General features: G+C 72.4%; 28 protein-coding genes. 15 read left to right on the forward strand and 13 right to left on the reverse strand.

The genetic code is table 11. From position 1 onward, the window contains the following. Positions 1-17: 17 nt before the first annotated feature. A complete protein-coding gene (locus D0Z67_RS22605; RefSeq protein WP_031181566.1) occupies positions 18-599 on the reverse strand; it encodes a TetR/AcrR family transcriptional regulator in 582 nt (193 codons plus the stop codon). Between the two features lie 91 nt (positions 600-690). On the opposite strand from D0Z67_RS22605, the gene D0Z67_RS22610 reads away from it, so the two are divergent. Together D0Z67_RS22610 and D0Z67_RS22615 are read left to right on the forward strand one after the other, a co-directional pair. After that, positions 691-1137: an anthrone oxygenase family protein gene (locus D0Z67_RS22610; protein WP_031181567.1), complete on the forward strand. Its 447-nt coding sequence runs from the start codon at positions 691-693 to the stop codon at positions 1135-1137. A gap of 90 nt (positions 1138-1227) precedes the next feature. Continuing rightward, positions 1228-2250, forward strand: a complete 1023-nt coding sequence (locus D0Z67_RS22615) for a tetratricopeptide repeat protein (RefSeq protein WP_031181568.1) — start codon at positions 1228-1230, stop codon at positions 2248-2250. Positions 2251-2304: 54 nt separating this feature from the next. Here the strand turns inward: D0Z67_RS22615 and D0Z67_RS22620 are convergent, their stop codons facing one another. Continuing rightward, a complete protein-coding gene (locus D0Z67_RS22620) occupies positions 2305-2862 on the reverse strand; it encodes a PadR family transcriptional regulator (RefSeq protein ID WP_031181569.1) in 558 nt (185 codons plus the stop codon). Between the two features lie 55 nt (positions 2863-2917). Between D0Z67_RS22620 and D0Z67_RS22625 the strand changes: the two genes are divergently transcribed. Further along, positions 2918-3310, forward strand: coding sequence for a nuclear transport factor 2 family protein (locus D0Z67_RS22625; RefSeq protein WP_031181570.1), 393 nt, complete (start codon positions 2918-2920; stop codon positions 3308-3310). A gap of 11 nt (positions 3311-3321) precedes the next feature. On the opposite strand, the gene D0Z67_RS22630 is transcribed toward D0Z67_RS22625, so the two are convergent. Both D0Z67_RS22630 and D0Z67_RS22635 read right to left on the reverse strand, forming a co-directional pair. Next, the gene (locus D0Z67_RS22630) at positions 3322-4017 is read right to left on the reverse strand and encodes a type 1 glutamine amidotransferase domain-containing protein (protein WP_031181571.1); all 696 of its coding nucleotides are present in this window, start codon (positions 4015-4017) and stop codon (positions 3322-3324) included. A gap of 110 nt (positions 4018-4127) precedes the next feature. Then, complete coding sequence (locus D0Z67_RS22635; RefSeq protein WP_031181572.1) at positions 4128-5081, reverse strand: GlxA family transcriptional regulator; 954 nt, start codon at positions 5079-5081, stop codon at positions 4128-4130. A gap of 87 nt (positions 5082-5168) precedes the next feature. On the opposite strand from D0Z67_RS22635, the gene D0Z67_RS22640 reads away from it, so the two are divergent. After that, complete coding sequence (locus tag D0Z67_RS22640; RefSeq protein ID WP_031181573.1) at positions 5169-6104, forward strand: NADP-dependent oxidoreductase; 936 nt, start codon at positions 5169-5171, stop codon at positions 6102-6104. A gap of 66 nt (positions 6105-6170) precedes the next feature. Here D0Z67_RS22640 and D0Z67_RS22645 read toward each other — a convergent pair whose 3' ends face one another. Further along, on the reverse strand, positions 6171-6359 hold the full coding sequence (locus tag D0Z67_RS22645; RefSeq protein ID WP_031181574.1) for a DUF397 domain-containing protein: 189 nt from the start codon (positions 6357-6359) through the stop codon (positions 6171-6173). Beyond that, positions 6356-7228: a helix-turn-helix domain-containing protein gene (locus tag D0Z67_RS22650; RefSeq protein ID WP_031181575.1), complete on the reverse strand. Its 873-nt coding sequence runs from the start codon at positions 7226-7228 to the stop codon at positions 6356-6358. The genes D0Z67_RS22645 and D0Z67_RS22650 overlap by 4 nt, the downstream gene beginning before the upstream one ends. A 47-nt stretch (positions 7229-7275) precedes the next feature. Between D0Z67_RS22650 and D0Z67_RS22655 the strand changes: the two genes are divergently transcribed. Both D0Z67_RS22655 and D0Z67_RS22660 read left to right on the forward strand, forming a co-directional pair. Beyond that, a complete protein-coding gene (locus D0Z67_RS22655; RefSeq protein ID WP_234312792.1) occupies positions 7276-7758 on the forward strand; it encodes an ATP-binding protein in 483 nt (160 codons plus the stop codon). A gap of 9 nt (positions 7759-7767) precedes the next feature. Further along, complete coding sequence (locus tag D0Z67_RS22660; protein ID WP_031181576.1) at positions 7768-8259, forward strand: diadenosine tetraphosphate hydrolase; 492 nt, start codon at positions 7768-7770, stop codon at positions 8257-8259. Between the two features lie 11 nt (positions 8260-8270). Here the strand turns inward: D0Z67_RS22660 and D0Z67_RS22665 are convergent, their stop codons facing one another. Together D0Z67_RS22665 and D0Z67_RS22670 are read right to left on the reverse strand one after the other, a co-directional pair. Then, positions 8271-9536 carry a cytochrome P450 family protein gene (locus D0Z67_RS22665; RefSeq protein ID WP_051887776.1) on the reverse strand — a complete coding sequence of 422 codons (1266 nt, stop codon included), beginning with the start codon at positions 9534-9536 and terminating at the stop codon, positions 8271-8273. 99 nt (positions 9537-9635) lie between these two features. Continuing rightward, the gene (locus tag D0Z67_RS22670) at positions 9636-10337 is read right to left on the reverse strand and encodes an SDR family NAD(P)-dependent oxidoreductase (protein ID WP_031181578.1); all 702 of its coding nucleotides are present in this window, start codon (positions 10335-10337) and stop codon (positions 9636-9638) included. A 102-nt stretch (positions 10338-10439) separates the two neighbouring features. On the opposite strand from D0Z67_RS22670, the gene D0Z67_RS22675 reads away from it, so the two are divergent. Both D0Z67_RS22675 and D0Z67_RS22680 read left to right on the forward strand, forming a co-directional pair. Beyond that, the gene (locus tag D0Z67_RS22675; protein ID WP_031181579.1) at positions 10440-11279 is read left to right on the forward strand and encodes a helix-turn-helix transcriptional regulator; all 840 of its coding nucleotides are present in this window, start codon (positions 10440-10442) and stop codon (positions 11277-11279) included. A 50-nt stretch (positions 11280-11329) separates the two neighbouring features. Continuing rightward, positions 11330-11677: an SCO4225 family membrane protein gene (locus D0Z67_RS22680; protein ID WP_051887778.1), complete on the forward strand. Its 348-nt coding sequence runs from the start codon at positions 11330-11332 to the stop codon at positions 11675-11677. On the opposite strand, the gene D0Z67_RS22685 is transcribed toward D0Z67_RS22680, so the two are convergent. The 5 genes from D0Z67_RS22685 to D0Z67_RS22705 all read right to left on the reverse strand — a co-directional run bounded on the left by D0Z67_RS22685 (position 11674) and on the right by D0Z67_RS22705 (position 18186). Beyond that, complete coding sequence (locus D0Z67_RS22685) at positions 11674-12141, reverse strand: nucleotide triphosphate diphosphatase NUDT15 (protein ID WP_037775216.1); 468 nt, start codon at positions 12139-12141, stop codon at positions 11674-11676. The genes D0Z67_RS22680 and D0Z67_RS22685 overlap by 4 nt on opposite strands. Positions 12142-12176: 35 nt before the next feature. Then, on the reverse strand, positions 12177-13109 hold the full coding sequence (locus D0Z67_RS22690; protein WP_234312794.1) for a DUF4232 domain-containing protein: 933 nt from the start codon (positions 13107-13109) through the stop codon (positions 12177-12179). A gap of 94 nt (positions 13110-13203) precedes the next feature. After that, entirely contained in the window at positions 13204-14199 is a 996-nt protein-coding gene (gene meaB / locus D0Z67_RS22695) for a methylmalonyl Co-A mutase-associated GTPase MeaB (protein WP_031181582.1), read from the reverse strand. Between the two features lie 7 nt (positions 14200-14206). Next, entirely contained in the window at positions 14207-16381 is a 2175-nt protein-coding gene (scpA, locus tag D0Z67_RS22700; protein WP_031181583.1) for a methylmalonyl-CoA mutase, read from the reverse strand. Further along, positions 16381-18186, reverse strand: a complete 1806-nt coding sequence (locus D0Z67_RS22705) for a methylmalonyl-CoA mutase family protein (protein ID WP_031181584.1) — start codon at positions 18184-18186, stop codon at positions 16381-16383. The genes scpA and D0Z67_RS22705 overlap by 1 nt, the downstream gene beginning before the upstream one ends. 239 nt (positions 18187-18425) lie before the next feature. On the opposite strand from D0Z67_RS22705, the gene D0Z67_RS22710 reads away from it, so the two are divergent. The 7 genes from D0Z67_RS22710 (at position 18426) to D0Z67_RS22740 (ending at position 26224) form a co-directional block, all read left to right on the forward strand. Further along, a complete protein-coding gene (locus tag D0Z67_RS22710; RefSeq protein WP_031181585.1) occupies positions 18426-18809 on the forward strand; it encodes a cell division protein SepF in 384 nt (127 codons plus the stop codon). A gap of 134 nt (positions 18810-18943) precedes the next feature. Next, positions 18944-20110, forward strand: a complete 1167-nt coding sequence (locus D0Z67_RS22715) for an AAA family ATPase (RefSeq protein WP_031181586.1) — start codon at positions 18944-18946, stop codon at positions 20108-20110. Continuing rightward, a complete protein-coding gene (locus D0Z67_RS22720) occupies positions 20107-20451 on the forward strand; it encodes a nucleotide pyrophosphohydrolase (protein ID WP_031181587.1) in 345 nt (114 codons plus the stop codon). Before D0Z67_RS22715 ends, D0Z67_RS22720 begins: the two co-directional genes overlap by 4 nt. A gap of 175 nt (positions 20452-20626) precedes the next feature. Next, on the forward strand, positions 20627-21097 hold the full coding sequence (locus tag D0Z67_RS22725) for a DUF6099 family protein (RefSeq protein ID WP_031181588.1): 471 nt from the start codon (positions 20627-20629) through the stop codon (positions 21095-21097). 93 nt (positions 21098-21190) lie between these two features. Further along, a complete protein-coding gene (locus tag D0Z67_RS22730; protein ID WP_031181589.1) occupies positions 21191-22114 on the forward strand; it encodes an LLM class F420-dependent oxidoreductase in 924 nt (307 codons plus the stop codon). A gap of 94 nt (positions 22115-22208) precedes the next feature. After that, positions 22209-23684: a 3' terminal RNA ribose 2'-O-methyltransferase Hen1 gene (locus tag D0Z67_RS22735; RefSeq protein ID WP_031181590.1), complete on the forward strand. Its 1476-nt coding sequence runs from the start codon at positions 22209-22211 to the stop codon at positions 23682-23684. Beyond that, positions 23681-26224: a polynucleotide kinase-phosphatase gene (locus D0Z67_RS22740; RefSeq protein WP_031181591.1), complete on the forward strand. Its 2544-nt coding sequence runs from the start codon at positions 23681-23683 to the stop codon at positions 26222-26224. The genes D0Z67_RS22735 and D0Z67_RS22740 overlap by 4 nt, the downstream gene beginning before the upstream one ends. The last annotated feature ends 19 nt before the right edge of the window (positions 26225-26243 follow it).

Here is a 26243-nt window from a genome sequence, read left to right on the forward strand (position 1 = left end):
AGCGCCGGGCCGGGGGTTCAGGGCGCGGCCAGCCGGTCCACCAGCAGCTCCAGCCTCCGCGTCGCGTCCTCCGACGGCAGTCGTCCCGCGCGGGTCAAGGTGGCGAGGCCGTGCAGGGCGGCCCAGAACGTCTCCGTGAACAGGCCCGGGTCGACGCCGTCACCGGCGACGTTGGTGAGGCACTCCAGCAGGGCGGCGAAGGCGTCCTTCAGGGCTTCCGGGGTGTCCTCGTGGGCGAAGGCCAGGCCGCCGTCGAGGCGGAACATGGCGTCGTAGACGGCCGGGTTGCGCTCTGCGAAGTCGAGGTAGGCGCGGGCGAGGGCGGTGACGCGGGGGCGGGGGGCGTCGGGGGCGGCGGCGGTCGCGGCGCGCAGGGTCAGGGCCATCTCGGCGGCGCCCTCCAGGGCGACCGCGCCGATGATCTCGCGCTTGCCCCGGAAGTGGCTGTAGAGCACCGGCTGGCTGTACTCGATGCGCTCGGCGAGCCGGCGCGTGGTGACCGCGTCCCAGCCCTGCTGTTCGGCGAGTTCACGGGCCGTCGCCACGATGAGGCGTTCACGGACCGCCCGTTCACGTTCCTTACGTTCCTGTACGGACATATTTCGATTCTAGCACTGCTAGACAATCGAGCGCTGGCAGTACTAGCGTTGAATCAATCGCTAGCAGTGCTAGAAAACGGGAGGGTCCATCATGCTCACCGCACTCGAGGTCTTCACCACCGTCGTCGTCGGTCTGATGGTGGGGGTGGAGTTCTCCGTCGCCTTCGTCATCAACCCGATCCTCGGCGCGCTCCCCGGCGACAACGGCCTGCGCGGCCGCATCCACGGCGCCCGGATGCTCGGTGCCGTGATGCCCTTCTGGTACATCGGCTCGCTCGTCCTCGCCGGGGTGTGGGCCGTGGCCGGATGGGATGACCAGGGCGCCGGCCTCGTCGTCATCGCCGCCGGACTGCTCATGCTGAGCGTGCTCATGTCGATCCTGCTGCTCGTCCCGATCAACAACCGCACCAAGGCGTGGACCACCGAGAGCCTGCCCGCGGACTGGAAGGAGCAGATGGGCCGTTGGGACCGCTTCCACTACGCCCGCGTCGGCGTCCTCATCGGTGCCTTCGCCCTGCTGGCCACCGCGCTCGCCTGACGGCCGGGATTGCGCGCGGCAGGCTCCGCCGGGCGGGCCGAGAGTCGGGGTGTGGCGAGAAGTCGTTCGCCGGTTCGAGAAGATGTCCCCATGACAGAAAGCAACCTGGCCGCCGAGGCCGCGCAGCGCCTCGTGGCCGGTGACCGTGCCGCCGCCCTCTCCCTCTACCTGCGGGCCTGGAACCGTCCGGACGACGAGGTGGCGGAGAGGATCTTCGACCTCGTCTCCGAGTGGGGCGACATCGACGCCGCGCTGAAGACCGTCGAGGCCGAGGCGCGCGGCGGCAACCCTGCCGCCTACGAGGCTCTCGCCGAGCTGCTGGTCGAACTGGACCGTCCCAAGGAGGCGTTGGCGGCACTCCGGTCGGCGGCGGACCGGGGCCGGGACGTCACCCTGATGATCGCCTCGGTCCTGGCCGACGAGCTGGGGGACCGTGAACAGGCCGAGGAGTACTACCGGCAGGCGCTGGTCGACGACAACCCCCGTGCCCTCAACGACTACGGCGCCTTCCTCAGCGAGGACGACGAACGACTGGACGAGGCAACCGACTTGCTCCGCCGGGCCATCGAGCGCGGCGACACCATGGCGGCCGGCAACCTCGGCCGGCTCCTCGCGGACGAGGAGAAGTACGAGGACGCGCTGCCCTGGCTGAAGCAGGCGCTGGACGCCGGGCACCGTTCCGTACTGGCCGTGCTCGGCGAGACCGAACACGCCCTCGGCGACCTGGAGTCGGCCCGCACCCACCTCCGCGAGGCCCTCGCCGAGGAGGTCACCGGCGCCCACTTCGCCTACGCCCTCCATCTGGCCGACACCGGCGCCCCCGAGGAGGCCGTACGCCACTACGAGGCCGCCGCCAAGGAGGACGGCGAGACCAACGCCCACCTCAACCTCGCCCTGCTCCACGAGGAGTTGGAGCAGTGGTCCCGCGCCGACCACCACTACCGCGAGGCCCTCGCCCACAACGACGAGACGGCCTACGTCTACTACGCCCAGTTCCTCGCGGACCGGAACCGGGCCGCCCAGATCCCCGCGTTGCTGAAGGCGGCGGAGGAACTCGACCTGGATGAGGAGGACTTGACCGAGCTGCGGACGCTCGCCGAGGAGCAGTCGTAGTCCTGAGCGCGAACACCGCCGGGGTCCACCAAAGGGCCTCGGCGGTACGGGAGTTCACGCAGACCGTGCCCCCAGCACCCGCAGCGCCAGCTCCCCCCACCGCAGGTTCTCCTCCTCGAACGCGATGCCCCGTAGCAGCGTGAGGTACGGCCCCACCCGCTCTGCCTCCGCGAGGTGCTCCTCCTCCGTCCGGCCGGCCAGCAGCCGTTCGCGCAGGCGCTCGTAGCGCGCGAGTTTGTCGCGGGACCAGTCCATGTGGGCGGTGATGTCGGCCTGGACGGGGGCCGGGTCGGCGATGTCGGCGCACTGGACCTTGACCAGGAGGCCGTCGCGGATGGCGGTGGGGCGGGTGATGGGGTCGGCGAGGTGGGCGCGGAGGGCGCCGAGGCCGGCGTCGGTGAGGGAGAAGAGGCGTTTGTCGGGGCGGCGTTCCTGGCGGACCACGCGCGCGGTGACGAGGCCCTCGCGCTCCATCCGGTCCAGCTCGCGGTAGAGCTGCTGGGGCGTCGCCGTCCAGAAGTTGGCCACCGAGGCGTTGAAGCCCTTGGCCAGGTCGTAGCCGGACGCCTCGCCCTCCAGGAGGGTGGCCATCACCGCATTGCGCAGGGTCACGTTCTCACCCTACTCTCCAAGACACCTATTCAACTTGTTGAGTAAGGAGCACTCCGTGCATCCCTTCCGCGCCGCCGTGGAGAACCGAGACACCGACGCCGTCGAGGCCCTCCTCGCCGAGAACGTCGTCTTCACCAGTCCCGTCGCCTTCAAGCCGTACGCGGGCAAGCCGATCACCGCCGCGATCCTGCGGGGCGTCCTGCGGGTGTTCGAGGACTTCCGGTACGTGAAGGAGATCGCCGACCCGGACGGCCGGGACCACGCCTTCGTCTTCACGGCCACAGTCGACGGCCGGGAGATCCAGGGCTGCGACTTCCTGCACTTCGACGAGGAGGGGCGGATCGACGACTTCACCGTCATGGTCCGCCCCCTCTCGGCGGCTCAGGCGCTGTCCGAGGCGATGGGCGCGCAGTTCGAGCGCATCAGCCGGGAGGCGGCCGGCGCCTGAGCGGAGCCTCGTCAGCCCAGCCGCTTGAGGACTTCCTCGGCCAGCGGCGCGGAAGAGGCCGGGTTCTGCCCCGTGAGCAGGTTCCGGTCGACCACGACCTTCGGCGCCCAGGGCTCTCCGACCTGCACGTCCAGGCCCGCCTCGCCGAGCCGGGTCTGCAGCAGCCACTTGGCCTTGTCGGCGAAACCGGCCTGCGTCTCCTCGTCGTTGGAGAAGCCGGTGACCTGATAGCCCGCGAAGGCGTTGGTGCCGTCCGGCCGGGTCGCGGCGAGGAGGGCCGCCGGGGCGTGGCAGACGACGGCGAGCGGCTTGCCGGAGTCGAGGGCGTCGACCAGCAGTCGGCCGGAGGTGGCGTCCACGGCGAGGTCCTCCATGGGGCCGTGGCCGCCGGGGTAGAAGACGGCGTCGTAGTCGTCGAGGTTCACGTCCTCCAGCTTGACCGGCTGCTTGAACTCGGGCGCGGCCTCCAGCGCGGCGGCGATCCGGTCGGCGCCCTCCTGGCCGCCGTTGACCTCCGGCGCGAGGCTGCCCTGGTCGACGGTGGGCACGACCCCACCCGGCGTGGCCACGACCACCTCGTCACCGGCCTTCTTGAACGCCTCGTACGGCGCGACGGCCTCCTCGGCCCAGAAGCCGGTCGGGTGCAGCGTGCCGTCGGCCAGCGTCCAGTGGTCGGCGCCGGTCACCACGAAAAGGATCTTCGACATGAGGTCTCTCCAAGCACTCTGAGGTCGGGGAGCAGCGGCTCCCCGCTCGACTGTAGACGGGTGCCCGCCGCGTCACCGATGAAGCGCACCGGTCTGACCTGCGGCAACGTCTACTCCACCCCGGCTCCCCGGAACGTCCGCCGGTATGCCAGCGGGGTCACCCCGATCGCCGCGTGCAGATGCTCGCGCAGCGAGGTCCCGGTGGCGAAGCCGACCTGCGCGGCGAGATCGTCCACGGCGAGGTCGGTGGTCTCCAGCAGATGCCGGGCGCGGGCGACGCGCTGCTGGATGAGCCAGCGCCCGGGACTCGTCCCGACCTCCTCGCCGAACCGCCGCGCGAAGGTGCGCCGGCTCATCCGGGCGTGCCCGGCCAACTCGGTCAGCGACAGCGGCTCGTGCAGGCGCTCCAGCGCCCACGCACGGGTGGCCGAGGTGCCGCTGGCCTGCTCCTCGGGCACCGGCTGCTGGATGTACTGCGCCTGCCCGCCGTCCCGCCACGGCGGTACGACGCAGGCGCGGGCCACGTCGTTGGCGACGGCCGCGCCGTGGTCCCGGCGTACGACGTGCAGGCAGACGTCGACCCCGGAGGCCGCGCCCGCCGAGGTGAGGAGGTCGCCGTCGTCCACGAACAGCACGTCCGGGTCGAGGTCCACCGCCGGGAACCAGGCGCGGAAGGTGTCCGCGAGGGCCCAGTGGGTGGTGGCGCGGCGGCCGTCGAGCCGGCCGGCGGCGGCCAGCACGAAGGCGCCGGTGCAGATGGAGACGATGCGGGTGCCGGGGGGTACGGCAGCGAGCGCGGCCTCCAGTTTCGGGGGCAGACCGCGGCGGACCAGGGAGACGTCGAACGGCACGAGGACGACCGTGTCCGCCGTCGCCAGCGCCTCGGGCCCGTGCCCGACCGTGACCGAGAAGTCGGAGTTGGTGGTGACCGGCCCGCCGTCGGCCGAGCAGGTCAGCACCTCGTAGCGGCCCCCCGCCGAACCGAAGACGCGGCTGGGAATGCCCAGCTCGAAGGCGTAGACCCCGTCCAGGGCGAGGACGACGACGCGGTGCGGAGTGGTCATGGCACGATCCCGTTGAAAGATGGCATTCATGCCATGGTACGTCGGCCCGGTCCGGGTGAACCTGGACGTATGACGAACCACACCACCATGCACGCCATCAGCCAGGACGAGTACGGCACCCCCGACGTCCTCAAGGAGACCGAGCTGCCCCGCCCGAAGCCGGGCCCGAGCGAGATCCTGGTCTCGGTCCGCGCCTCCGGACTCAACCCGACCGACTGGAAGCACCGCACCGGGGGCATGTTCCTCGACCGGCTCCCGCTCGTGCTCGGCTGGGACGTCTCCGGCGTCGTCGAGGAGGTCGGCTACGGCGTGACCCTCTTCAAGCCCGGCGACGAGGTCTTCGGCATGCTGCCCTACCCGTACGGCGTCGGCGCCCACGCGGAGTACGTGAAGGGCCCGGCCCGCGCCTTCGCCCACAAGCCGGAGTCGATCGACCACGTCCAGGCGGGCGCGCTGCCGCTGGCCGCGCTCACCGCGTACCAGGCGCTGGTGGACACCGCCCGAGTACGCCCCGGCCAGCGGGTGTTGGTGCACGCCGCCGCAGGAGGTGTCGGCCACCTCGCCGTACAGATCGCCAAGTCCCTCGGCGCGTACGTCATCGGTACCGCGAGCGAGCCCAAGCACGAGTTCCTGCGGTCGCTCGGCGCGGACGAGGTGATCGACTACCGCTCCGTCGACTTCCGGGACGCCGTGGGCGACGTGGACGTGGTGCTGGACACCATCTCCGGTGAGACGCGCGTACGTTCGCTGGAGGTGCTGCGGCCCGGCGGCGTGCTCGTCTCCCTGCTGCCCGGCACCGACCCCGAGGAGCCCGCCAAGGCCCAGGCCCGTGGCGTACGGGTGGAGACGCTGCTCGTGGAGGCGGACCAGGCGGGGATGCGGGCGGTCGCCGAGCTGGCGGCGTCCGGGGCGCTGCGGGCGCATGTCGAGGGCGTGTATCCGCTGGCGGAGGCTGCGAAGGCCCACGCGGTGGGGGAGACCGGGCGAGTCACCGGAAAGCTGGTGCTGACCGTCGGTTCCTGACGGGATGCGGCTGAGCCCTGTCGCTCCGCTCGGGGGGAGGGGCAGGGCTCTTCGCGCGTACAGATGTCAGATGTACCGGTCCGCGGCGAGGAAGTCGGCCCAGGCGGTGGGGGAGAGCTGGAGGGTGGGGCCGGTGGGGGCTTTGGAGTCGCGGAGGTGGACGGTGTCGGGGGTGAGGGCGACTTCTACGCACTGGCCGCCTTCAGCTCCGCTGTAGCTGCTCTTGAACCAGGCGCGGGACTCGGCGTTGTTCATAGCTCTCCCAGCAACTTCTCGATGAACTCCAGCGACTCTCCCGGGTTGAGAGCCTGCGAACGGATGATCCCATAGCGCGCGGAGGCGAGACCCGCCTGTTCGGGATCGGTCTCCAACTTGCTGGTCGCCTGGGCCTCCACGTACAGGAATCGCTTTCCGTCCCTGCGCATGACGACGGTGAAGGGTCCGTCGAAGCCCGCGTTGTCGTCGAGAGCTGTCGGCATCACCTGGAGCTCGACGTTGCGCCGGCTGCCCGCCAGGAGCAAGTGCTCCAACTGGCCTTGCAGCACGGCCTTGCCGCCGTAGGTATGACGTAGAACCGACTCGTCCATGATGAAGCTCAGCAGTGTCGTGGTGCGCCGGTCCAGGATCTCCTGTCGAGCGAGACGGGCGGTCACGCGCTGCTCGACCGTCTCCGGATCGAGGGCCGGGCGCCGCATCTCCAGAAGTACCCGCATGTATTCCTCGGTCTGAAGGAGGCCGTTGACGACAAGGGTGTCGTACATCTGCAGTTCCATCGCCTGCTTCTCCAGTTGGGCCATGCCCTGGAAGAAGGCGGGGTACTGCGCCTTTTCCACCTCCTCCTTCCAGACCGTCAACAAGCCGCCCGCGTCCAGCACTTCTTCGGCTCGGTCGATCGCGCGTGGCGGTGGAATCCGCCTCCCCTGCTCGAAAGATGCGATCGTCGCGGCCGAGTAACCGAGCCGCCTGCCAAGCTCCTCGCGGTCCATGCCGGCCCGTAGCCGGAGGGTCTTCACCGTCTGTCCGAACGCCGCGACAACCCCCTGCGCGGACTTGTCCGCCGTACGCGGCCCCGCCGTGTTGCTCGTACCGGCGCCGGCACCGCGCGTACAACGGGGTCGCGTCAGTGCGTCACCACTGGTCACGCTACGTCACCGGGGGGACCGTGGTGCCCATGATGAGCAGCCTCGGCGGTCCCACGGACCACTTGGTCACCGACTTCGCCATGCGCTTCACGTCGACCCCGCGCGGTGCACGCCTCGCGCGTCGCCTGGTGGGCGTCCGCCTTGAGGAATGGGGCATCCCGTACGGCACGGACGCCCATGACGACATCGTCCTGATCACAGCGGAGCTGACCGCGAACGCGGTACGGCACGGGCACGTGGCGGGACGCGACTTCAACGTCCGGCTGACCCTGGCGGGGCGTACGGCGCGGATCGAGGTCTCCGACACGCGGGGAGAGCGGGTGCCGCCCCGGCCGGGGGAGTTGGGGGAACCTGGTCTGTCTGACGGCGGGAGGGGGCTGCTGCTGGTGTCCCGGCTGGCGTCGGCGTGGGACTGGCATGTGCGGGGGGAGGGGCCGGGGAAGGTGGTCTGGGCGGAGTGCGAGGTGGCCGCTGACCTCGAACGGCCTCGCGCTCACCAGGGCCGGATGTAGGTTCTGGTCATGACCGGTGACTGGCGGAGGGACCGGATCGGGACCGCGCTGCGGGGCGAGAACCCGACCGTGCTGCGGCGGCTGACGGCGGGGTTCGCCGTGATCGGGGACGTGCAGTTCCTGCCCGGCTACTCGGTTCTGCTCGTCGACGAGCCGGACGTACAGCGCCTGTCGGACCTGCCGAGGGCGAAGCGGCTGTCCTTCCTGTCGGACATGGACCGGCTCGGCGAAGCGGTCGAACGAGCCTGTCGCCGGCTGGACCCGGCCTTCCGGAGGGTCAACCTGGAGATCCTGGGGAACACGGACCCGTTCCTGCACGCCCATGTCTGGCCGAGGTTCGCATGGGAGCCGGCCGAGCTGGTGGGCAAGCCGGTGTGGCTCTATCCGCCTGACCGCTGGAGCGGCGAACGCTTCCGGCTCGGTCCACGGCACGACGGGCTGCGAGATGCGATCGGTGGGGAACTGGACGGGCTGCGACCGGGCCTCCCGAGCGGCACATGAACGGCACCGTCTCAGCCCCGGCCCCCTCCCAGCCGTACCGGCACCTCCCGGTGACCGTTGCTGATCAGTGACGGTACCGGCTGCAACTCCCCGGCGGGTGCCGCCAGTTCCAGCCCCGGGAATCGCGCGAACAGCATCCGCAGCACCGTCCCCACCTCCAGCCGGGCCAGCGGAGCGCCCAGGCAGAAGTGGATGCCGTGCCCGAAGGCCAGGTGGTCCTTGGCGGGGCGGGTGGCGTCGAAGGTGTCGGCGGAGGGGCCGTGCCAGGACGGGTGGCGGTTGGCGGCCGCGTAGGAGGCGAGGATCGGGTCGCCCGCCAGGATGCGGCGGCCGTCCGGGAGGGGGATGTCGCGGACCGCGTAGCGGAGGGGGAGGTGCTTCACCGCGGGCTCGTGGCGCAGGGTCTCCTCGACCACGTCGGCCCAGCTCGCGCGGCCCGCGCGGACGTGGGCGAGCTGGGCGGGGTCCGTGAGGAGGGTGGTGATCGCCTGGTCGATGACGTTCACCGTCGTCTCGTAGCCCGCGCTGATCACCAGGAGCAGGGTGTCGCGCAACTCCTCGTGGGTCAGGGCGTCGCCCGCGCCCTCCTCGTCGCGGGCCATGATGAGCGCGGAGGTCAGATCGTCGGCCGGAGTCACCCGCTTCGCCTCGATCAGCGCGTCCAGCCACTTGTACAGCGCCCGCGTGTTCTGGGTCGCCTGCTCCACGGTCAGCGTCGTGTCGAAGACGCCGTCCACGGCCGCGCGGAACTCCGGCGTGTGCACGTCCGGTACGCCCATCAGCCTGCTGATCACCGTGATGGGCAGCGGGTAGGCGAGGCGCTCGCGCAGGTCGACCACCTCGTCACCCGGGCGCTCGGCCAGCGCGTCCAGCAGGTCCGCCACGAGCGACTCGATCACCGGCTGGAGCGCCGCGATCCGACGGGCGCTGAACGCCGGGGCGACCATGCGGCGCAGCCTGCGGTGGTCGCCGCCGTACGCCGTGAACATGTTGGTCACCGCCACCCACAGCGCCAGCGGCCACGTCGGTGCCGTCTCGGCGAAGGCCGGCCAGTGGGCGCGGGGGTCCTTCGAGACGTCCGGGCTGGTCAGGAGGGCTTTCAGCAGGTCCGGGTCGCTCACCGACCAGGCTGTGACCCCGAGGATGTCCACCTGGGTGGCCGGACCCCGGGCACGCAGCGCCCGCTGCTCGGCGTGGTGGTCGGCGCCGGTGGGATCGAGGACCAGGGGCGGCTGCTGCTCGGGCACGTCAGCTCCTTGGCGAGAGGAGAACGGCATGTTCAACGGTAGAAGCGGTCCATCCGGTTGACCAGGCCGCCTCACCGGGGCCGCACCGGCTCACCGGGGCCGCATCATCTCACCGGGTCCGCACCCGCCTCACCAGGGCAGTACCCCCGCCCCCTCCTGGAACGTCCCGCTCACCTCCCCCTCGCATGCCAGCCGCACGATCACCTCCGCCCCCTCCGCCACGCTCCGCGTCCCCGTGTTGTGGTTCAGGTCCGTCGCCGTGAAGCCCGGATCCGCCGCGTTGATCCGCAGGTTCGGGAACGCCTTCGCGTACTGCACGGTCAGCATGTTCAGCGCGGCCTTGGAGGCGGGGTAGGAGAGGTCGGGGTAGAAGTGCTCCGGCGCGGCCGGGTCGGCGAGGGCGCGGGTGAGGGCCAGCCCGCTGCTGACGTTCACGACGACCGGCGCGGGGGAGCGCAGGAGGAGGGGGAGGAAGGCTTGCAGGACGCGTACCGGGCCGAAGACGTTCGTCTCGAAGACCTCCCGTATGTCGTCCGCCGTGACCGCCGCCGGGTCGACGAAGCCGCCGTCCGGGCGGCGCGGCTCGATGCCGGCGTTGTTGACCAGCACGTCCAGGCCGCCCGCCGCGCCCAGCGTGCGGACCGCCGCGAATACGGACGCGTCGTCGGTCACGTCGAGCTGTACGAACGTCGCGCCCAGCTCCTCGGCCGCCCGCCGGCCCCGCTCCTCGTCGCGGGCGCCCACGTACACGGTGTGGCCCTCGGCCAGCAGGCGGCGGGCGGTCTCGAAGCCGAGGCCCTTGTTGGCTCCGGTGATCAGTGTGTTCGTCATGGTTCCAGCCTCCGCCGGGCGCGCGCCCGCAGCCAGAGGACCGGTTTTCCTGGGACCGGCGGTACCAGGCGGGCGCCCGCCGCGCGCGGCACACTGGACCGTATGGCGAGCGCGGAACTCGGGACGGCGATCCACCGCTGGCGGGACCGGCTCCCGCCCGGCGAGGCGGGGCTGCCCCAGGGCGGCCGCAGACGGGCCTCCGGGCTACGGCGGGAGGAGCTGGCCCAGCTCGCCGGGATCTCCGTCGACTACGTGACCCGGCTGGAGCAGGGCCGCGCCACCAACCCCTCCTCCCAGGTCGTGGAGGCGCTCACCCGCGCGTTGCGCCTGTCGGCGGCCGAGCGCGACCATCTGTACCGGCTCGCCGGACTCGCCCCGCCCGCCCCGACGAGCGTGCCGACCTTCATCCCGCCCAGCGTGCACCGGCTGCTGGACCGCCTCGGCCGCACCCCGGTCGCCGTCTACGACGCCACCTGGACCCTGCTCACCGCCAACCCGCCCTACGCGGCCCTCATGGGCGACTCCACCCGCTGGAAGGGGCGCCAACTCAACGGCGTCTGGCGGCACTTCGCCGGTCCCGGCTCCGGGGTACGGCACGCCCCCCAGTCCCTGGCCGCCTTCGAGTCCGCCCTCGTCGCCGATCTCCGCGCGGCCGCCGGACGGTACCCGCACGACCGCGCCCTGGCCGAGTTGATCGCCGAACTGCGCGCCCACAGCGTCCGGTTCACGGAGCTGTGGGACAGCGGCACGGTCGGTGTCCACGACGCGGCACGCAAGACCATCGACCACCCGGTGGTCGGCCCGCTCACCCTGGACTGCGACATCCTCTCCGTCGCGGGCAGCGACCTGCGGGTCATGGTCTACACCGCCGAACCCGGCACCGAGGACGCCGAACGCCTCGCCCTGCTCATGGTGTTGGGAACGCAGGAGGTGGCCGTCTGAGTCCCACCGGGTACCCGTAACCGCATCCCGCCGAACGGAAGGGAAGCACCATGGCCCCCACAACACGCCCTCACTCCGGACGACTTCGCGCCTGGCTGACCCTCGCCACCGACAACTGGCTCTCCCGCGGCTACCTCGCGGCTGCCGGCTCCGCGATCGGCTTCTTCCTCTACGCCGTCTACCTCTCCCCGGACCCCGGCTTCGCCGCCATCTGGCCCTTCGCCGCCACCCTCCCGCTCAGCGCCATCGCCTTCCTCACCCCCACCCCCGAACTGGACCCCGCAACCAACTGGCTCACCCCCCTCCTCTTCACCACCTGGGTATCCCTGTGCGCGCTGGTCAACGCGGGACTGCTGGGCATGGCGGCACGCGCGTTCCGGACCCGGTCCGCCGCTTAGCCCATCGCCAGCGGATACCGGTGGACCGGGGGCAGTCCCGGTAGGAGGCCCGGCCACACCGTGTCGATGACGTGTGCGCTCGGGGTGAACAGGGGGCGGGGGAGTGTCGCCGGGTCGTGCCATTCCCAGTGGGCGATCAACTCCGGCTCGCGGACGGTCGGTTCGCCCTTGTAGGCGGTGACGCGGACCGCGGCCGTCACGCGGGGGATGCCGTGTACCGAGTCCATCAGGAGGGCCAGGAGGCGTGCGTCCTCCGGGTCGGCCCGTAGGCCGGTCTCCTCGGCCAGCTCTCGTACGGCGGCCTCGGCGAAGCCCTCGCCGGCGTCGTTCTTGCCGCCCGGCAGCTCCCAGACGCCGCGCTTCTTGGACCAGCCCAGCAGCACCCGGCCCGCCGCGTCGGTCACGGCGACCCCGGCGCCGGTGAGCGCGTGCGGCGAGGGCCGTCCCTTGTCGGCGTAGGTCATGTCCTGTTCCCCTTCCGATGGGGCGGAAGGGCCCGTCACTCCTGCTTCCGCCATGCCTGGACCCCCAGTCTGCCCGTCGTGCCGAGGTCCAGTTCCGGGGTCAGCGTCACCGGCGCGGCGCCCGGCCTGGCGCGTACACGCAGGTAGGGGGCGTTCACGGCGCCGTCGACGGCCTGCACGGTGTTGCGCCAGACGATGCCGGACAGGGCGCGCTCGCCGGGTCGCAGGGTGAGGGGGCGGGCCACGTCGGGCGGCCCGCCGAGCTGGGCGACCTCGGCGGAGGGCAGTATCTTCACCCCGTCGACCCGCTCGTGCTCGGCGTCGATGATCTCCAGCTCCGGCCGCCCGTCCACCGCGTACGGCTTCGTACCGCAGTTCTCCAGATGCAGCCCCACCACGCGCAGCCCCATCGCCGCGTCCGCCTCGTCGGCGTACACCCGCACCCCGGACGCGGGGCACGGACCGCCGGGGGCCGGGGCCTCGGCGCTCGGGATGCTGCGGACGGACAGCAGCGACACGCTGGTGCCGCCCGCCGCGTCCCCGTAGCTCCGGCTCATCGCCACCCGGCCGTGCACGGTCCTGCCATACCCCACCGGGCCCACGACCCGGCTCGCCCCGGTGTACCCGTTCGCGTCGAACAGGACGGTGTACGTCATGTCCCGCGCGCCCGGGTTGGTCACCTCGAACTCCGCCGTCAGGGAACCCGCCCGGCAGGCACCGTCCTCGTCGATCGCACCGGCGTACACCCGGGTGATCCGCACCCCGTCCCGGGAGGTCCCCGTGCTGGACGGCACCGGGGTGGGCGTGCCCGGCGGGCGTGGGGCGTCGGCGGTGGACGTGGGACGGGCGCGGGGCACCTCGCCGTAGCGCGGGGCCTTCGAGGGGCACAAGGACTCCGCCCGCACCCCGCCGCCGCCCGCACCCGGCTCGGCCGTACCGCACCCGGCGAGGGCCAGAAGGCCGAGCACTCCCACACCTGCGAATGATCTGCGCATCCGGCGAGTTGACCAGGAGCGGCCCCCACCGGCTGTGGTGGAAGCCACTCCTCCGGTCACAGGGCTGTCACAGCGTCCCGTCCCGCTTCCCGAACGCGCGCAGAATCCGTTCCGCCGCCAGGGTCGCCGTCAACGAGCCGTCCCTGACCTCCTGTTCGAGATCCGGCGCGAGACGCCTGACCTCGGGGTCCGCGTGCAACCGGCCCAGCAGCTCGTCGCGGACCATCGCCCAGGTCCAACCCACCTGCTGTTCACGCCTCTTTGCGGTCAGTCGCCCGGTGGAGTCCAGCAGGGTGCGGTGCTGCTCCAGCCGTTCCCACACGGTGTCCAGACCGCTCCCCTCCCGCGCGCTGCAGTGCAGCACGGGCGGCGTCCAGAAGGCGTCCTTGCCGTGCATCAGCCGTAGCGCGCCCGCGAGTTCACGGGCGGCCGCCCGCGCGTCCTTCTCGTGCGGACCGTCCGCCTTGTTGACGGCGATCACGTCGGCCAGCTCCAGCACGCCCTTCTTGATGCCCTGGAGCTGGTCACCGGTACGGGCCAGGGTGAGCAGCAGGAAGGAGTCCACCATGTCGGCGACCGCCGTCTCCGACTGGCCGACGCCGACCGTCTCCACCAGGATCACGTCGTACCCGGCCGCCTCCATGACCACGATGGACTCGCGGGTCGCCTTCGCCACCCCGCCCAGCGTGCCCGCGCTGGGGGAGGGGCGGACGAACGCGTGCTGGTCCACCGCGAGGCGCTCCATCCGGGTCTTGTCGCCCAGGATCGAGCCACCGGTACGCGTCGAGGACGGGTCCACCGCGAGCACGGCCACCCGGTGACCCGCCTCGGTCAGCATGGTGCCGAACGCGTCGATGAACGTGGACTTGCCCACGCCCGGCACCCCGCTCACCCCGATCCGCCGCGCCCGCCCGCTGTGCGGCAGCAGCGCGGTCAGCAACTCCTGGGCCAGCGCCCGGTGTTGCGGGCGGGTGGACTCGACCAGAGTGATCGCGCGGGCCACCAGGGCACGCTTGCCGTCCAGCACGCCCTTCACATAGGTGTCGAGATCGATCGCGGCCATGCCGGGCTCAGAGGTCGTGACCGAGATCGGCGGCGAGCCGCTTCACCAGGTCGTGCGCCGCGTCCGGGATGACCGTGCCGGGCGGGAACACCGCCGTCGCGCCCATCTCCAGCAGCGTCGGCACGTCCTGCGGCGGGATCACCCCGCCCACCACGACCATGATGTCCGCGCGCCCCTCCTCGGCCAGTTTCTCCCGCAGCGCCGGGACCAGCGTGAGGTGCCCCGCGGCCAGCGAGGACACCCCGACCACGTGCACGTCCGCCTCCACCGCCTGCCGGGCGACCTCGTCCGGTGTCTGGAACAGCGGGCCGACGTCGACGTCGAAACCGAGGTCGGCGAACGCGGTGGCGATCACCTTCTGGCCCCGGTCGTGCCCGTCCTGGCCCATCTTGGCGACCAGGATGCGCGGCCGGCGCCCCTCGGCCTCCTCGAAGGCGTCCACCAGGGCACGGGTGCGGTCCACCGACGGGGACTCGCCTGCTTCGTTGCGGTACACCCCGGAGATGGTACGGATCTGGCTCGCGTGCCGGCCGTACACCTTCTCCAGCGCGTCCGAGATCTCGCCCACCGTCGCCTTGGCGCGAGCCGCGTTCACCGCCAGCTCCAGCAGGTTGCCCTCGCCGTCCGCCGCCCGGGTCAGCGCGTCCAGCGCGTCCCGGCACGCGGTGTCGTCCCGCTCCGCGCGCAGCCGCCGCAGCTTCTCGATCTGCTGGGCGCGCACCGAGGAGTTGTCGACCTTGAGCACGTCGATCTGCTCGTCGGTGTCCACCCGGTACTTGTTGACGCCGATCACCGGCTGCCGCCCGGAGTCGATACGGGCCTGGGTGCGCGCCGCCGCCTCCTCCACCCGGAGCTTGGGGATGCCCGCGTCGATGGCCTGCGCCATGCCGCCCGCCGCCTCGACCTCCTGGATGTGCTGCCACGCCTTGCGCGCGAGGTCGTACGTCAGCCGCTCCACGTACGCGCTGCCGCCCCACGGGTCGATGACCCGGGTGGTGCCCGACTCCTGCTGGATCAGCAGCTGGGTGTTGCGGGCGATGCGCGCGGAGAAGTCGGTGGGCAACGCCAGCGCCTCGTCGAGGGCGTTGGTGTGCAGCGACTGAGTGTGGCCCTGGGTCGCGGCCATCGCCTCCACACAGGTGCGCGTGACGTTGTTGAACACGTCCTGCGCGGTCAGTGACCAGCCCGAGGTCTGCGAATGGGTTCGCAAAGAAAGGGACTTGGCGTTCTGCGGGTCGAACTGCCTGACCAGCTTGGCCCACAGCAGCCGGGCCGCACGCAGCTTGGCGACCTCCATGAAGAAGTTCATGCCGATCGCCCAGAAGAACGACAGCCGGGGCGCGAACGCGTCCACGTCCAGCCCCGCCTCCCGGCCCGCCCGGATGTACTCCACGCCGTCCGCGAGGGTGTACGCCAGCTCCAAGTCGGCCGTGGCGCCCGCCTCCTGGATGTGGTAGCCCGAGATGGAGATCGAGTTGTAGCGCGGCATCCGCTGCGAGGTGTACGCGAAGATGTCGGAGATGATCCGCATCGACGGCTTAGGCGGATAGATGTAGGTGTTGCGGACCATGAACTCCTTGAGGATGTCGTTCTGAATGGTCCCGGCCAGCTTCTCCGGCGGTACGCCCTGCTCCTCCGCCGCCACGATGTACAGCGCCAGCACCGGCAGCACGGCGCCGTTCATCGTCATCGACACGGTCATCCGGTCCAGCGGGATGCCGTCGAACAACTGACGCATGTCCAGGATCGAGTCGATGGCCACGCCCGCCATGCCGACGTCGCCCGTCACGCGCGGGTGGTCACTGTCGTAACCCCGGTGCGTGGGCAGGTCGAAGGCGACCGACAGACCCTTCTGGCCGGCGGCCAGGTTGCGCCGGTAGAACGCGTTGGACTCCTCGGCCGTGGAGAAACCCGCGTACTGCCGGATCGTCCAGGGCTGGTTGACGTACATCGTCGGGTACGGCCCGCGCAGATACGGCGCCATGCCCGGGTACGTGTTCAGGAAGTCCAGGCCCTCCAGGTCACGGCCGGTGTACAGCCCCTTGACCTCGATGCCCTCGGGTGTCTCCCACAGCGGCTCCGCGCCCCCGGTGTCCCGCTTGACGGCGGCGCGCCACTCCTCGGCGCCACCGTCGACGGTGGGGGTGCCCAGCTCGATGCCGGAGAAGTCGGGGATTCCCATCAGGACACTCCCATGCGGTCGAGAGTCGCGGCCAGGACGGCGACGGCGTCGCAGCCCGCGAAGACATAACTGTCGACGCCCGCATACTCGGCGGGGCGGCCCGCCAGGTGGATCTGGTGGGCGCCTGCCGCGCGCAGCGCCTCGGCGGCCTGTGCGGCCTCCTCGGCGTAGCGGGCGTCGCTGGAGCAGAGGACCGCCTCGGTGGCGCCGCTCTCCTCGAAGTTCCCGACGGTGACCGGCTCGATGCCGCCCGCCTGGAAGAGGTTGGCGGCGAAGGAGGCGCGGGCGGTGTGCTCGGCGGCCGGGCCGAGCGTGGCGAGGAAGATCCGGGGGCGGGCGCCGGTCGCGGCCAGATGGGCGTCGGAGCGGGCCCGCAGCGCCTCGTACGCCTCGTCCCGGCGCACGCGCGGCAGACCGCCGGACGGGGGCTCAGGGGCGGGCTCGCGGTGCACCGGCTTCTCGTCCAGGAAGGGGAACTCGCTGACCCCGGTGATGGGTTCGCGGCGCTTGGCGAGCTTCGCGGACCGCTCCGCCCAGGTACGCGCGAGGTCGTCACGGAGCCGGCCGGAGCGCAACACGGCGGCCTGACCGCCGTCCTGCTCGATGGACCGGAAGAACTCCCATGCGGCGTGCGCCAGTTCGTCGGTCAGCCGCTCCACGTACCAGGAACCGCCCGCCGGGTCGACGACCCGCGCCAGGTGCGACTCCTCGACCAGGATCGTGGAGGTGTTGCGGGCGATACGGCGGGCGAACGCGTCGGGCAGGCCCAGCGCGTGGTCGAACGGCAGCACCGTCACGGAGTCGGCACCGCCCACCCCGGCGGCCAGCGTGGCGACCGTCGTCCGCAGCATGTTCACCCACGGGTCGCGCCGGGACATCATCACCGGCGAGGTCACCGCGTGCTGCACCTGCGCGCCCGCGCCCGGCGCCCCGCACACCTCGGCGACCCGCGCCCAAAGACGGCGCGCCGCACGGAGCTTGGCGATGGTGAGGAACTGGTCGGCGGTCGCCGCGTACCGGAACTCGATCTGCGCGACGGCCTGTTCGGCGCTCACCCCGGCCCGGGTCAGCTCCCGCAGATACGCCACGGCGGTGGCGAGGGAGGCGCCCAGCTCCTGCGCGGCCGAGCCGCCCGCCTCGTGGTACGGCAGCGCGTCCACGGTCAGCGTGCGCAGCCCCGGGTACGCGGCGGCGCGGGCCGCGAGCGCGGCGACGGGGGCGAAGTCCAGCGGGGTGCCGGTGCGGGCCTCGTACCCCAGCGGGTCGGCGCCCAGGGTGCCGCGTACGTCCTCGGGGGCGACGCCCCGCTCCTCGTACAGCCTCAGCAGCGCGTCCGCGGCCGCCTCGGTGTCGGCGCCCGCGTCCAGGGCCACGGGGGCGAGGTCCAGGTAGACGCCGTCGAGCGCGCGGCCGAGGTCCGCGACCGGGATGCCGCCCTCGCCGAGCACCAGCCAGAGGGAGGTGACGCCGTTCTCCAGGTCGGCCAGTACCGAGCCGTCGGAGAGCGCCGCGTGCCGCTGCCGTATGTCCCAGCCGCCGGGGGTGTTGCCGACCGGGCGGCCGCCGCGGGTGAACGGCGCGAAGCCGGGCAGGCCGGGGTCGGGCGCGGCGTCGCGCGGGGTGTACAGCGGCCGGGTGCGCAGCCCGTCCTCGAGCGTGGTGGACAGGGCGTCCTCGACCGCCGCGCCGGAGACTTCCTTGCCGGACTTGCGCAGTACACCCTCGACCAGGCGTTGCCACTGCTCATGCGTCGCGTCAGGGAACTCGGCGGCCAGTGAGAGCCCGTCGTCAGGCAGGACCGTCATGCTCGGATGTTAGGACAGGGTGCTCAGGTGACAGCAGAACGATGGCCTGTGACGTTCCCCTCGTTGCGATGGTGATCCGGACCTCCCGGGGCCCCTACCGGCGCCCTGGGCACGGCAGATGGGCCGGGCGCCGGATCAGGGCTGTGTCGCACAGTGTGTCGTTGTTGGGCTGAACGGGTGACTTGGCGTAAGAATTGGCTGGTGCAGGCATCGAAAGCGAGTCAGGTCAGGGGGAGCCGGTGAGCCGTTACGACGTCACCGATGAACAGTGGGAAGGGCTCGCCCAGGTCGTGCCGCTGCGGGGCCGGGACGCATGGCCGTCCGCGGTCGGCCACCGGACGCTCCCGGACGCGGACACCGAGACGCGCCGCCGGTTCGTCGTCCTGCGGGTCAACATCTTCGCGGACGCCCGCGATGTCGCCGAGACCCTGATGGCGGGGGTGCCGGTGCTGCTGGACCTGTCCGGCGCGGAGGGCGATGTCGCCAAGCGGGTGCTGGACTTCAGTACCGGCGTGGTGTTCGGGCTGGCCAGCGGGATGCACCGGGTGGACCGCAACGTCTTCCTGCTGACGCCGCCGGGGACCGAGGTCAGCGGGCTGATGGGCATGGAGGCGTCGGGCTGAGGGCGCGCGCTCATAGGCTCGTAGGACGGTTCGGCCGAGCGGGTGGTGCGCCGGGGGCCGGTGCGGTCGCCCGATCGTAGGAAGGTCCGGGGAGAAAACGGTTCGCCCCGCGAGGGCGGTCCTACGGTCCGCTCATGTCGGTCACCTCCCTCCCCACACCCCCTCCGGCCCGGTTCCCCGAGGGGTACGACGTGCGCGCCCGGATCACCGAGCTGCGGCTGTCCGCGTTCGCCGGGCACCGCCGGGCCTCGTTCCCGCTGGGCGCCGTCACCCTGTTCGCCGGGCCCAGCGGCTCCGGCAAGTCCACCGCACTCGCCGCCTACGAGGCGCTCGCGCGGCTGGGCGGCGGGGCCCCTCTCGCGGAGGTGTTCCCCGATCCGTCGGCCTGGGTGCCGGACCGGGCCCGGCCGGACGCCGAGGGGCGGCGCGGGTTCCGGATCGGCTGCACGGCCGACGGTGCCGGGGGTCCGGTCCAGCTCGACGTGGCCGTGCAGGCCGAGCCCCGGCTGCGCGTCGTGGGCGAGCGGCTGAGCGCGGGCGGGGTGGTGCTGCTGGAGACCGCGCTGCGCGATCCGGGACGCCCCACCGTGCAGGCCGCCTGGCACACGGCGGGCGCCGCACCGGTGACCCGCGCGCCGCTCCCCGACGACGTACTGGGTACGACGCTGCTGCCGCTGCGGGTGGCCGGGAAGACGGACGGGCAGCGCCGGGTGCTGGCCGCCGCCGAGCAGATGGTGGTCGCGCTGCGCTCGGTCTTCCCCTGCGACCCCGCGCCGGCCCGCATGCGGCTCCCGGTGCCGACCGGTTCGGGCCGACTGCTGCCGGGCTGCGACAACCTGGCCGACGTGCTGAGCCGTACCCGCACCGAATGCGGGCGCAGACACGCCCAGTTGGTCGAGGTGGTGCGCGCCGGGTGCGCGGGCCCGGTGACCGACCTCGCCGCCGAGCGGCTGCGCGACGGCACGGTACGGGCGCTGCTGGACCGGGGCGACGGCCACCGCACCGAGCTGGCCCGGCTGGGCGAGGGGGAGCTGCGGTACGTCGCGCTGGCCCTGGTCCTGCTGACCGGGCCGGGGGTGCTGGAGGTGGACGCGCCAGGGGAGGTGCCGGACGCGCTGCGCACCCTCACCGTGCTGGCGGACGGCTTCGACCGCTGCCTCGACCCCGGCCAGCGGTCCCAACTCCTCGCCACAGCGGCCCGGATGGGGGAGCGGGGGCACATCCGCTGCGCGGGCGCGATCAGCGATCCGGGCTGGGCGGCGGGGACACCGGGCGTCACGGTGGTACACCTGAGGCCGTGACCGAACACCCCGATCTGGCCGGACTCCAGCGCAGGCTCACCGAGTTCGCCGCCGCCCGCCACTGGCAGCCCTTCCACACCCCCAAGAACCTCGCCTCCGCCCTCAGCGTGGAAGCGGCCGAACTCGTCGAGATCTTCCAGTGGCTGACCCCCGAGCAGTCCGCCGCCGTCATGTCCGACCCGACCGACGCCCACCGCGTCACCGACGAGGTCGCCGACGTCCTCGCCTACCTCCTCCAGTTCTGCGAGGCCCTGGACATCGACCCACTGGCGGCACTGGCGGCGAAGATCGAGCGGAACGAGGGGCGGTTCCCGGTGCCGGGAGCGGAGGACGCCACCTGACCGATCGTCCGGACTCCCGTACTCCGCTATCACTCTATGGAGTCAACTTCCCGGTGGATTCCGAATTGTTGTCCACAGATTTCCGGCTTCCTCTGGCTTTTCGCACCAAGTGGCGTCACTCTGGGTAGTGAAGACGTGTGTGCGGTCGAACGGACGGACGGGGACGGGGCGGCGGATGGACGCGTTACGGCTCATCGAGGTCAGCAGAGAGGCGTTGGTGGCGGGTGCCGACGCCGCGGGGACTCTGAGGGAGGTGTGGCAGGCGCAGGCACTGTCGCAGGCGATCGGCAGCAGGCTGGCGGTGTCGGGGCCGCCGGAGCTGCGGGGGGAGGCGCTGGGGCTGATGGAGCTGGCGGGGCGGGGGTGCGGGGTGCTGGACCCGCCCGAGCTGGACACCGGCGACCTGCTGGCCGCCCGGCTCACCGAGCTGGCCGACGCCCGCCGGACCCTGCTGGGCCTGTGCGGGCTGCTCGGCGAGGTGGGCATGGCCCTGGTCGCCACAGCCAGCGCGGCCTCCGACGAGGCGGTCTACTGGCAGTGCATGGAGGCCATCGACGCGGCGGACGAGTCCCGCGACCGGGTCCTGGAGATGCTGCGCAAGCTGGCGGCCCGGGAGGAGCTGCTGCCGGAGGGGGAGCGGGGCTGAGCGCTGGCCCGCACCGCCGTGCCGGGAGGCCGGGGCCGCGCCCGGCGTGGTGCCGATGCGGCCCGTCGGGGTGAGGGCGGGCAGGATGGAGGTATGGACCTTCGTATCTTCACCGAGCCCCAGCAGGGGGCCACCTACGACACCTTGCTCACCGTGGCGAAGGCCACCGAGGATCTCGGCTTCGACGCCTTCTTCCGGTCGGATCATTACGTGCGCATGGGCGGCGGGAGCGGCCTGCCCGGCCCCACCGACGCCTGGATCACGCTCGCCGGACTCGCCCGCGAGACCAGCCGTATCCGGCTCGGCACCCTGATGACCGCTGGCACCTTCCGGCTGCCCGGCGTGCTCGCCATCCAGGTCGCGCAGGTCGACCAGATGTCCGGCGGCCGGGTCGAGCTGGGCCTCGGCGCCGGCTGGTTCGAGGAGGAGCACAAGAAGTACGGCATCCCCTTCCCGAAGGAGAAGTTCGCCCGCCTGGAGGAGCAGCTGGAGGTCGTCACCGGCCTGTGGGCCACCGAGGCCGGCAAGACCTACGACTTCCACGGCAGCTACTACGACCTCACCGAGTCCCCCGCGCTCCCCAAGCCCGCCCAGCACAAGATCCCGGTGCTCATCGGCGGCCACGGCGCCAAGCGCACCCCGCGCCTCGCGGCCCGTTACGCCGACGAGTTCAACATCCCGTTCGCGTCCCTGGAGGACACCGAGCGCCAGTTCGGCCGGGTCCGCGCCGCCGCCGAGGAGGCCGGCCGCGCGCCCGACTCCCTGGTGTACTCCAACGCCCTGGTCGCCTGCGTCGGCCGGGACGACGCCGAGGTGGCCCGCCGTGCCGCCGTCATCGGCCGCGAGGTCGACGAGCTGAAGGCCAACGGCCTGGCCGGCACCCCGGCCGAGGTGGTCGAGAAGATCGGCCGGTTCCAGGAGGTCGGCTCCGAGCGGATCTACCTCCAGATGCTCGACCTCGACGACCTGGACCAGCTTGAGCTGATCTCCGCCGAGGTCATGCCCCAGCTCTCCTGACCCGCGCCACCGGGGCCCGCCGCCCACCCCGAGGCGGGCCCCGGACCGCGAAAACCGGTGGTCAACACCCCCCGAGACCGCGAGACTCGGACATGTGTTCCTGACGATCTCCACACGCGGCACCGCCGCCACCCCGGCCACCGACCTCGGGTTCCTGCTGCACAAGAACCCCGGCAACGCGCAGACGTTCAGCACGTCCCACGGGACCGCGCACGTCTTCTACCCCGAGGCGGAGGTCGAGCGCTGCACGGCCGCGCTGCTGCTGGAGGTCGATCCCATCGCGCTGATCCGGCGCGGCAAGGGCAAGGGCCGGGGCGGCGCCCCCGACGCGGCCCTCGGCCAGTACGTCAACGACCGTCCGTACGCGGCCTCCTCGCTCCTCGCCGTGGCGCTCAGCACCGTCTTCTCCACCGCCCTGCGCGGGGTGTGCAACGCCCGCCCGGAGCGCGCCGCCGCCCCGCTGCCGCTGCGTATCGAGGTGCCCGCCGTCGCCGCGAAGGGCGGCCCGGACCTGGTGCGCGCCCTGTTCGCCCCGCTCGGCTGGGACGTCAGCGCCGAACCGGTCCCGCTGGACCCGGAGTTCCCCGACTGGGGCGACTCACGCTACGTGCGCCTGGTGCTGGAGTCGGAGCGGCTCACCCTCGCCGAGGCGCTGCGCCACCTCTACGTCCTGCTCCCGGTGCTGGACGACGCCAAGCACTACTGGGTCTCCCCGGACGAGGTCGACAAGCTGCTGCGCGCCGGCGAGGGCTGGCTGTCCGGCCACCCCGAGCACCGGCTGATCACCAACCGCTACCTCTCCCGCCGCTGGTCGCTGACCCGGCAGGCGATGGAGCGCCTGGAGCTGGTGCGCCTGGCCGAGACCGACGACAGCGAGGTCGAGGACATCGACAACGCCGTCGGGGCGGAGTCCGAGGCCGAGCCCCGGCCCACCCCGCTCGCCGTCCAGCGCCGGGAGGCCGTCCTCACCGGGCTCCGCGAGGCGGGCGCCGCCCGCGTGCTCGACCTCGGCTGCGGCGAGGGCCACCTGGTACGGGAGCTGCTGCGGGACCCCCGCTTCACCGAGATCACCGGCGTCGACGTGTCCGCGCGTGCCCTCGCCATCGCCGCCCGCCGCCTCAAGCTGGACCGCATGGGCGAACGGCAGGCGTCCCGCGTGCGGCTGCTCCAGGGCTCGCTCACCTACACCGACAAGCGGCTCACCGGCTATGACGCGGCCGTGCTCAGCGAGGTGATCGAGCACCTCGACCTGCCCCGGCTGCCCGCGCTGGAGTACGCCGTGTTCGGCGCGGCCCGCCCGCGCACCGTCCTGGTGACCACGCCGAACGTCGAGTACAACGTCCGCTGGGAGACCCTGCCCGCCGGGCACGTCCGGCACGGTGACCACCGCTTCGAGTGGACCCGCGCGGAGTTCGCCGCCTGGGCGGCCGCCGTCGCCGAACGGTACGGCTACAGCGTCGAGTTCCGCCCGGTCGGCCCCGACGACCCCGAGGTCGGCCCGCCCACCCAGCTGGCCGTCTTCCACCGCGACACCACCGAGCAGGACAAGAAGGAGGCGAAGGCCGCATGAGCGAGACCAGCACGGGACGGGTGCTGCCCGTCACCGACCTCTCCCTCGTCGTCCTCGTCGGCGCCACCGGCTCCGGCAAGTCGACCTTCGCCCGCAAGCACTTCGCGCCCACCGAGGTGATCTCCTCCGACTTCTGCCGTGGCCTGGTCGCCGACGACGAGAACGACCAGAGCGCGACCGGCGACGCCTTCGACGTCCTGCACTACATCGCGGGCAAGCGCCTCGCGGCCGGCCGCCGTACCGTCGTCGACGCCACCAGCGTCCAGCCGGACGCCCGGCGGCAGTTGATCGAGCTGGCCAGGAAGTACGACGTGCTGCCCATCGCCATCGTGCTGGACGTGCCCGAGGAGGTGTGCGCCGAGCGCAACGCGGCCCGCGCCGACCGCGCGGGCATGCCCCGCCGGGTGATCCAGCGGCACACCCGCGAACTCCGGCGCTCGCTCAAGCACTTGGAGCGCGAAGGCTTCCGCAAGGTGCATGTGCTGCGCGGGGTCGCCGAGGCCGAGGGCGCCACGATCGTCACCGAGAAGCGGTACAACGACCTCACCCACCTCACCGGCCCGTTCGACATCGTCGGCGACATCCACGGCTGCTCCGCCGAACTGGAGTCGCTGCTGGCCAAGTTGGGCTACACCGACGGCGTCCACCCCGAGGGCCGTACCGCCGTGTTCGTCGGCGACCTGGTCGACCGGGGTCCGGACAGCCCCGCCGTGCTGCGGCGCGTGATGGGCATGGTCGCGGCCGGGACCGCGCTGTGCGTGCCCGGCAACCACGAGAACAAGTTCGGCCGCTACCTGGGGGGCCGCACGGTCCAGCACACCCACGGCCTCGCCGAGACCGTCGCCCAGATGGAGGGCGAGAGCGAGGAGTTCAAGGCGGAGGTGCGCCGCTTCGTCGACGGGCTGGTCAGCCACTACGTGCTCGACGGCGGCCGGCTCGTGGTCTGCCACGCCGGTCTGCCGGAGAAGTACCACGGCCGCACCTCCGGCCGGGTCCGCTCGCACGCCCTGTACGGCGAGACCACCGGCGAGACCGACGAGTTCGGGCTGCCCGTGCGCTACCCGTGGGCCGAGGACTACCGGGGCCGCGCCGCCGTGGTGTACGGGCACACTCCGGTGCCCGAAGCCACATGGCTCAACAACACCATCTGCCTCGACACCGGCGCCGTCTTCGGCGGCAAGCTGACCGCGCTGCGCTGGCCGGAGCGCGAGATCGTCGACGTACCCGCCGAGCGGACCTGGTACGAGCCGGTCCGGCCGCTGCGCGTCGACGCGCCCGGCGGCCAGGACGGGCGGCCGCTGGACCTGGCCGACGTCACCGGCCGGCGCGGGATCGAGACGCGGTACCTGGGCCGGGTCGCGGTGCGTGAGGAGAACGCGGCCGCCGCGCTGGAGGTGATGAGCCGCTTCGCCGTCGACCCGCGCCTGCTGCCGTACCTGCCGCCCACCATGGCGCCGACGCCCACCTCGCGGGAGGACGGCTACCTGGAGCACCCGGCCGAGGCGTTCGCGCAGTACGCGCGGGACGGGGTCGGGCGGGTCGTGTGCGAGGAGAAGCACATGGGCTCGCGCGCCGTGGCGCTCGTCTGCCGGGACGCGGCGACCGCCGCCCAGCGGTTCGGCGTGCCGGAGGGGCCCACGGGCGCGCTCTACACCCGTACCGGACGGCCGTTCTTCGACGACGGCGCGGTGACCGAGGAGATCCTCGAACGGCTCCGCACGGCGGTCACCGAGGCGGACCTGTGGGAGCGGCTCGACACCGACTGGCTGCTGCTGGACGCCGAGTTGATGCCGTGGTCGCTGAAGTCCGAGGGGCTGCTGCGCCGCCAGTACGCCGCCGTGGGCGCCGCCTCCGGCGCCGTGTTCCCGCCCGCGCTCGCCGCGCTGGAGGCGGCCGGGGCCCGTGGCGCCGACGTGTCCGCGCTGCTGGCCCGGCAGCGCGAACGGGCCGTCGACGCGGCCGCGTTCACCGACGCCTACCGCCGCTACTGCTGGCCCACCGACGGCCTGGACGGCGTCCGCCTCGCCCCCTTCCAGGTGCTGGCGGTACGCGGCCGCAGCCTCGCCGGACTCCCGCACGACGAACAACTCGCCCTGCTGGACCGCCTGGTGGAGCACGACGCCTTCGGCCTGCTCCAGACCACCCGGCGCCTGTACGTCGACACCGGCGACCCGGAGTCGGTCCGCGCGGGCATCGACTGGTGGCTGGAGATGACCGGCCGGGGCGGCGAGGGCATGGTCGTCAAGCCGCTCGGCGCGCTCGTCCGCGACGGACAGGGCCGGCCGGTGCAGCCGGGCGTCAAGTGCCGGGGCCGCGAGTACCTGCGGATCATCTACGGTCCCGAGTACACGCGCCCGGACAACCTGGCCAAGCTGCGCAACCGGTTCCTCAACCACAAGCGGTCGCTGGCGGTCCGCGAGTACGCCCTCGGCCTGGAGGCCCTGGACCGCCTCGCCGACGGCGAGCCGCTGTGGCGGGTGCACGAAGCGGTGTTCGGCGTGCTCGCGCTGGAGTCGGAGCCGGTGGACCCCCGCCTGTAGGCGGTTCCGGCAGCGGGAC

The sequence above is a fragment of the Streptomyces seoulensis genome (assembly GCF_004328625.1).
Lineage (GTDB): Bacteria > Actinomycetota > Actinomycetes > Streptomycetales > Streptomycetaceae > Streptomyces > Streptomyces seoulensis.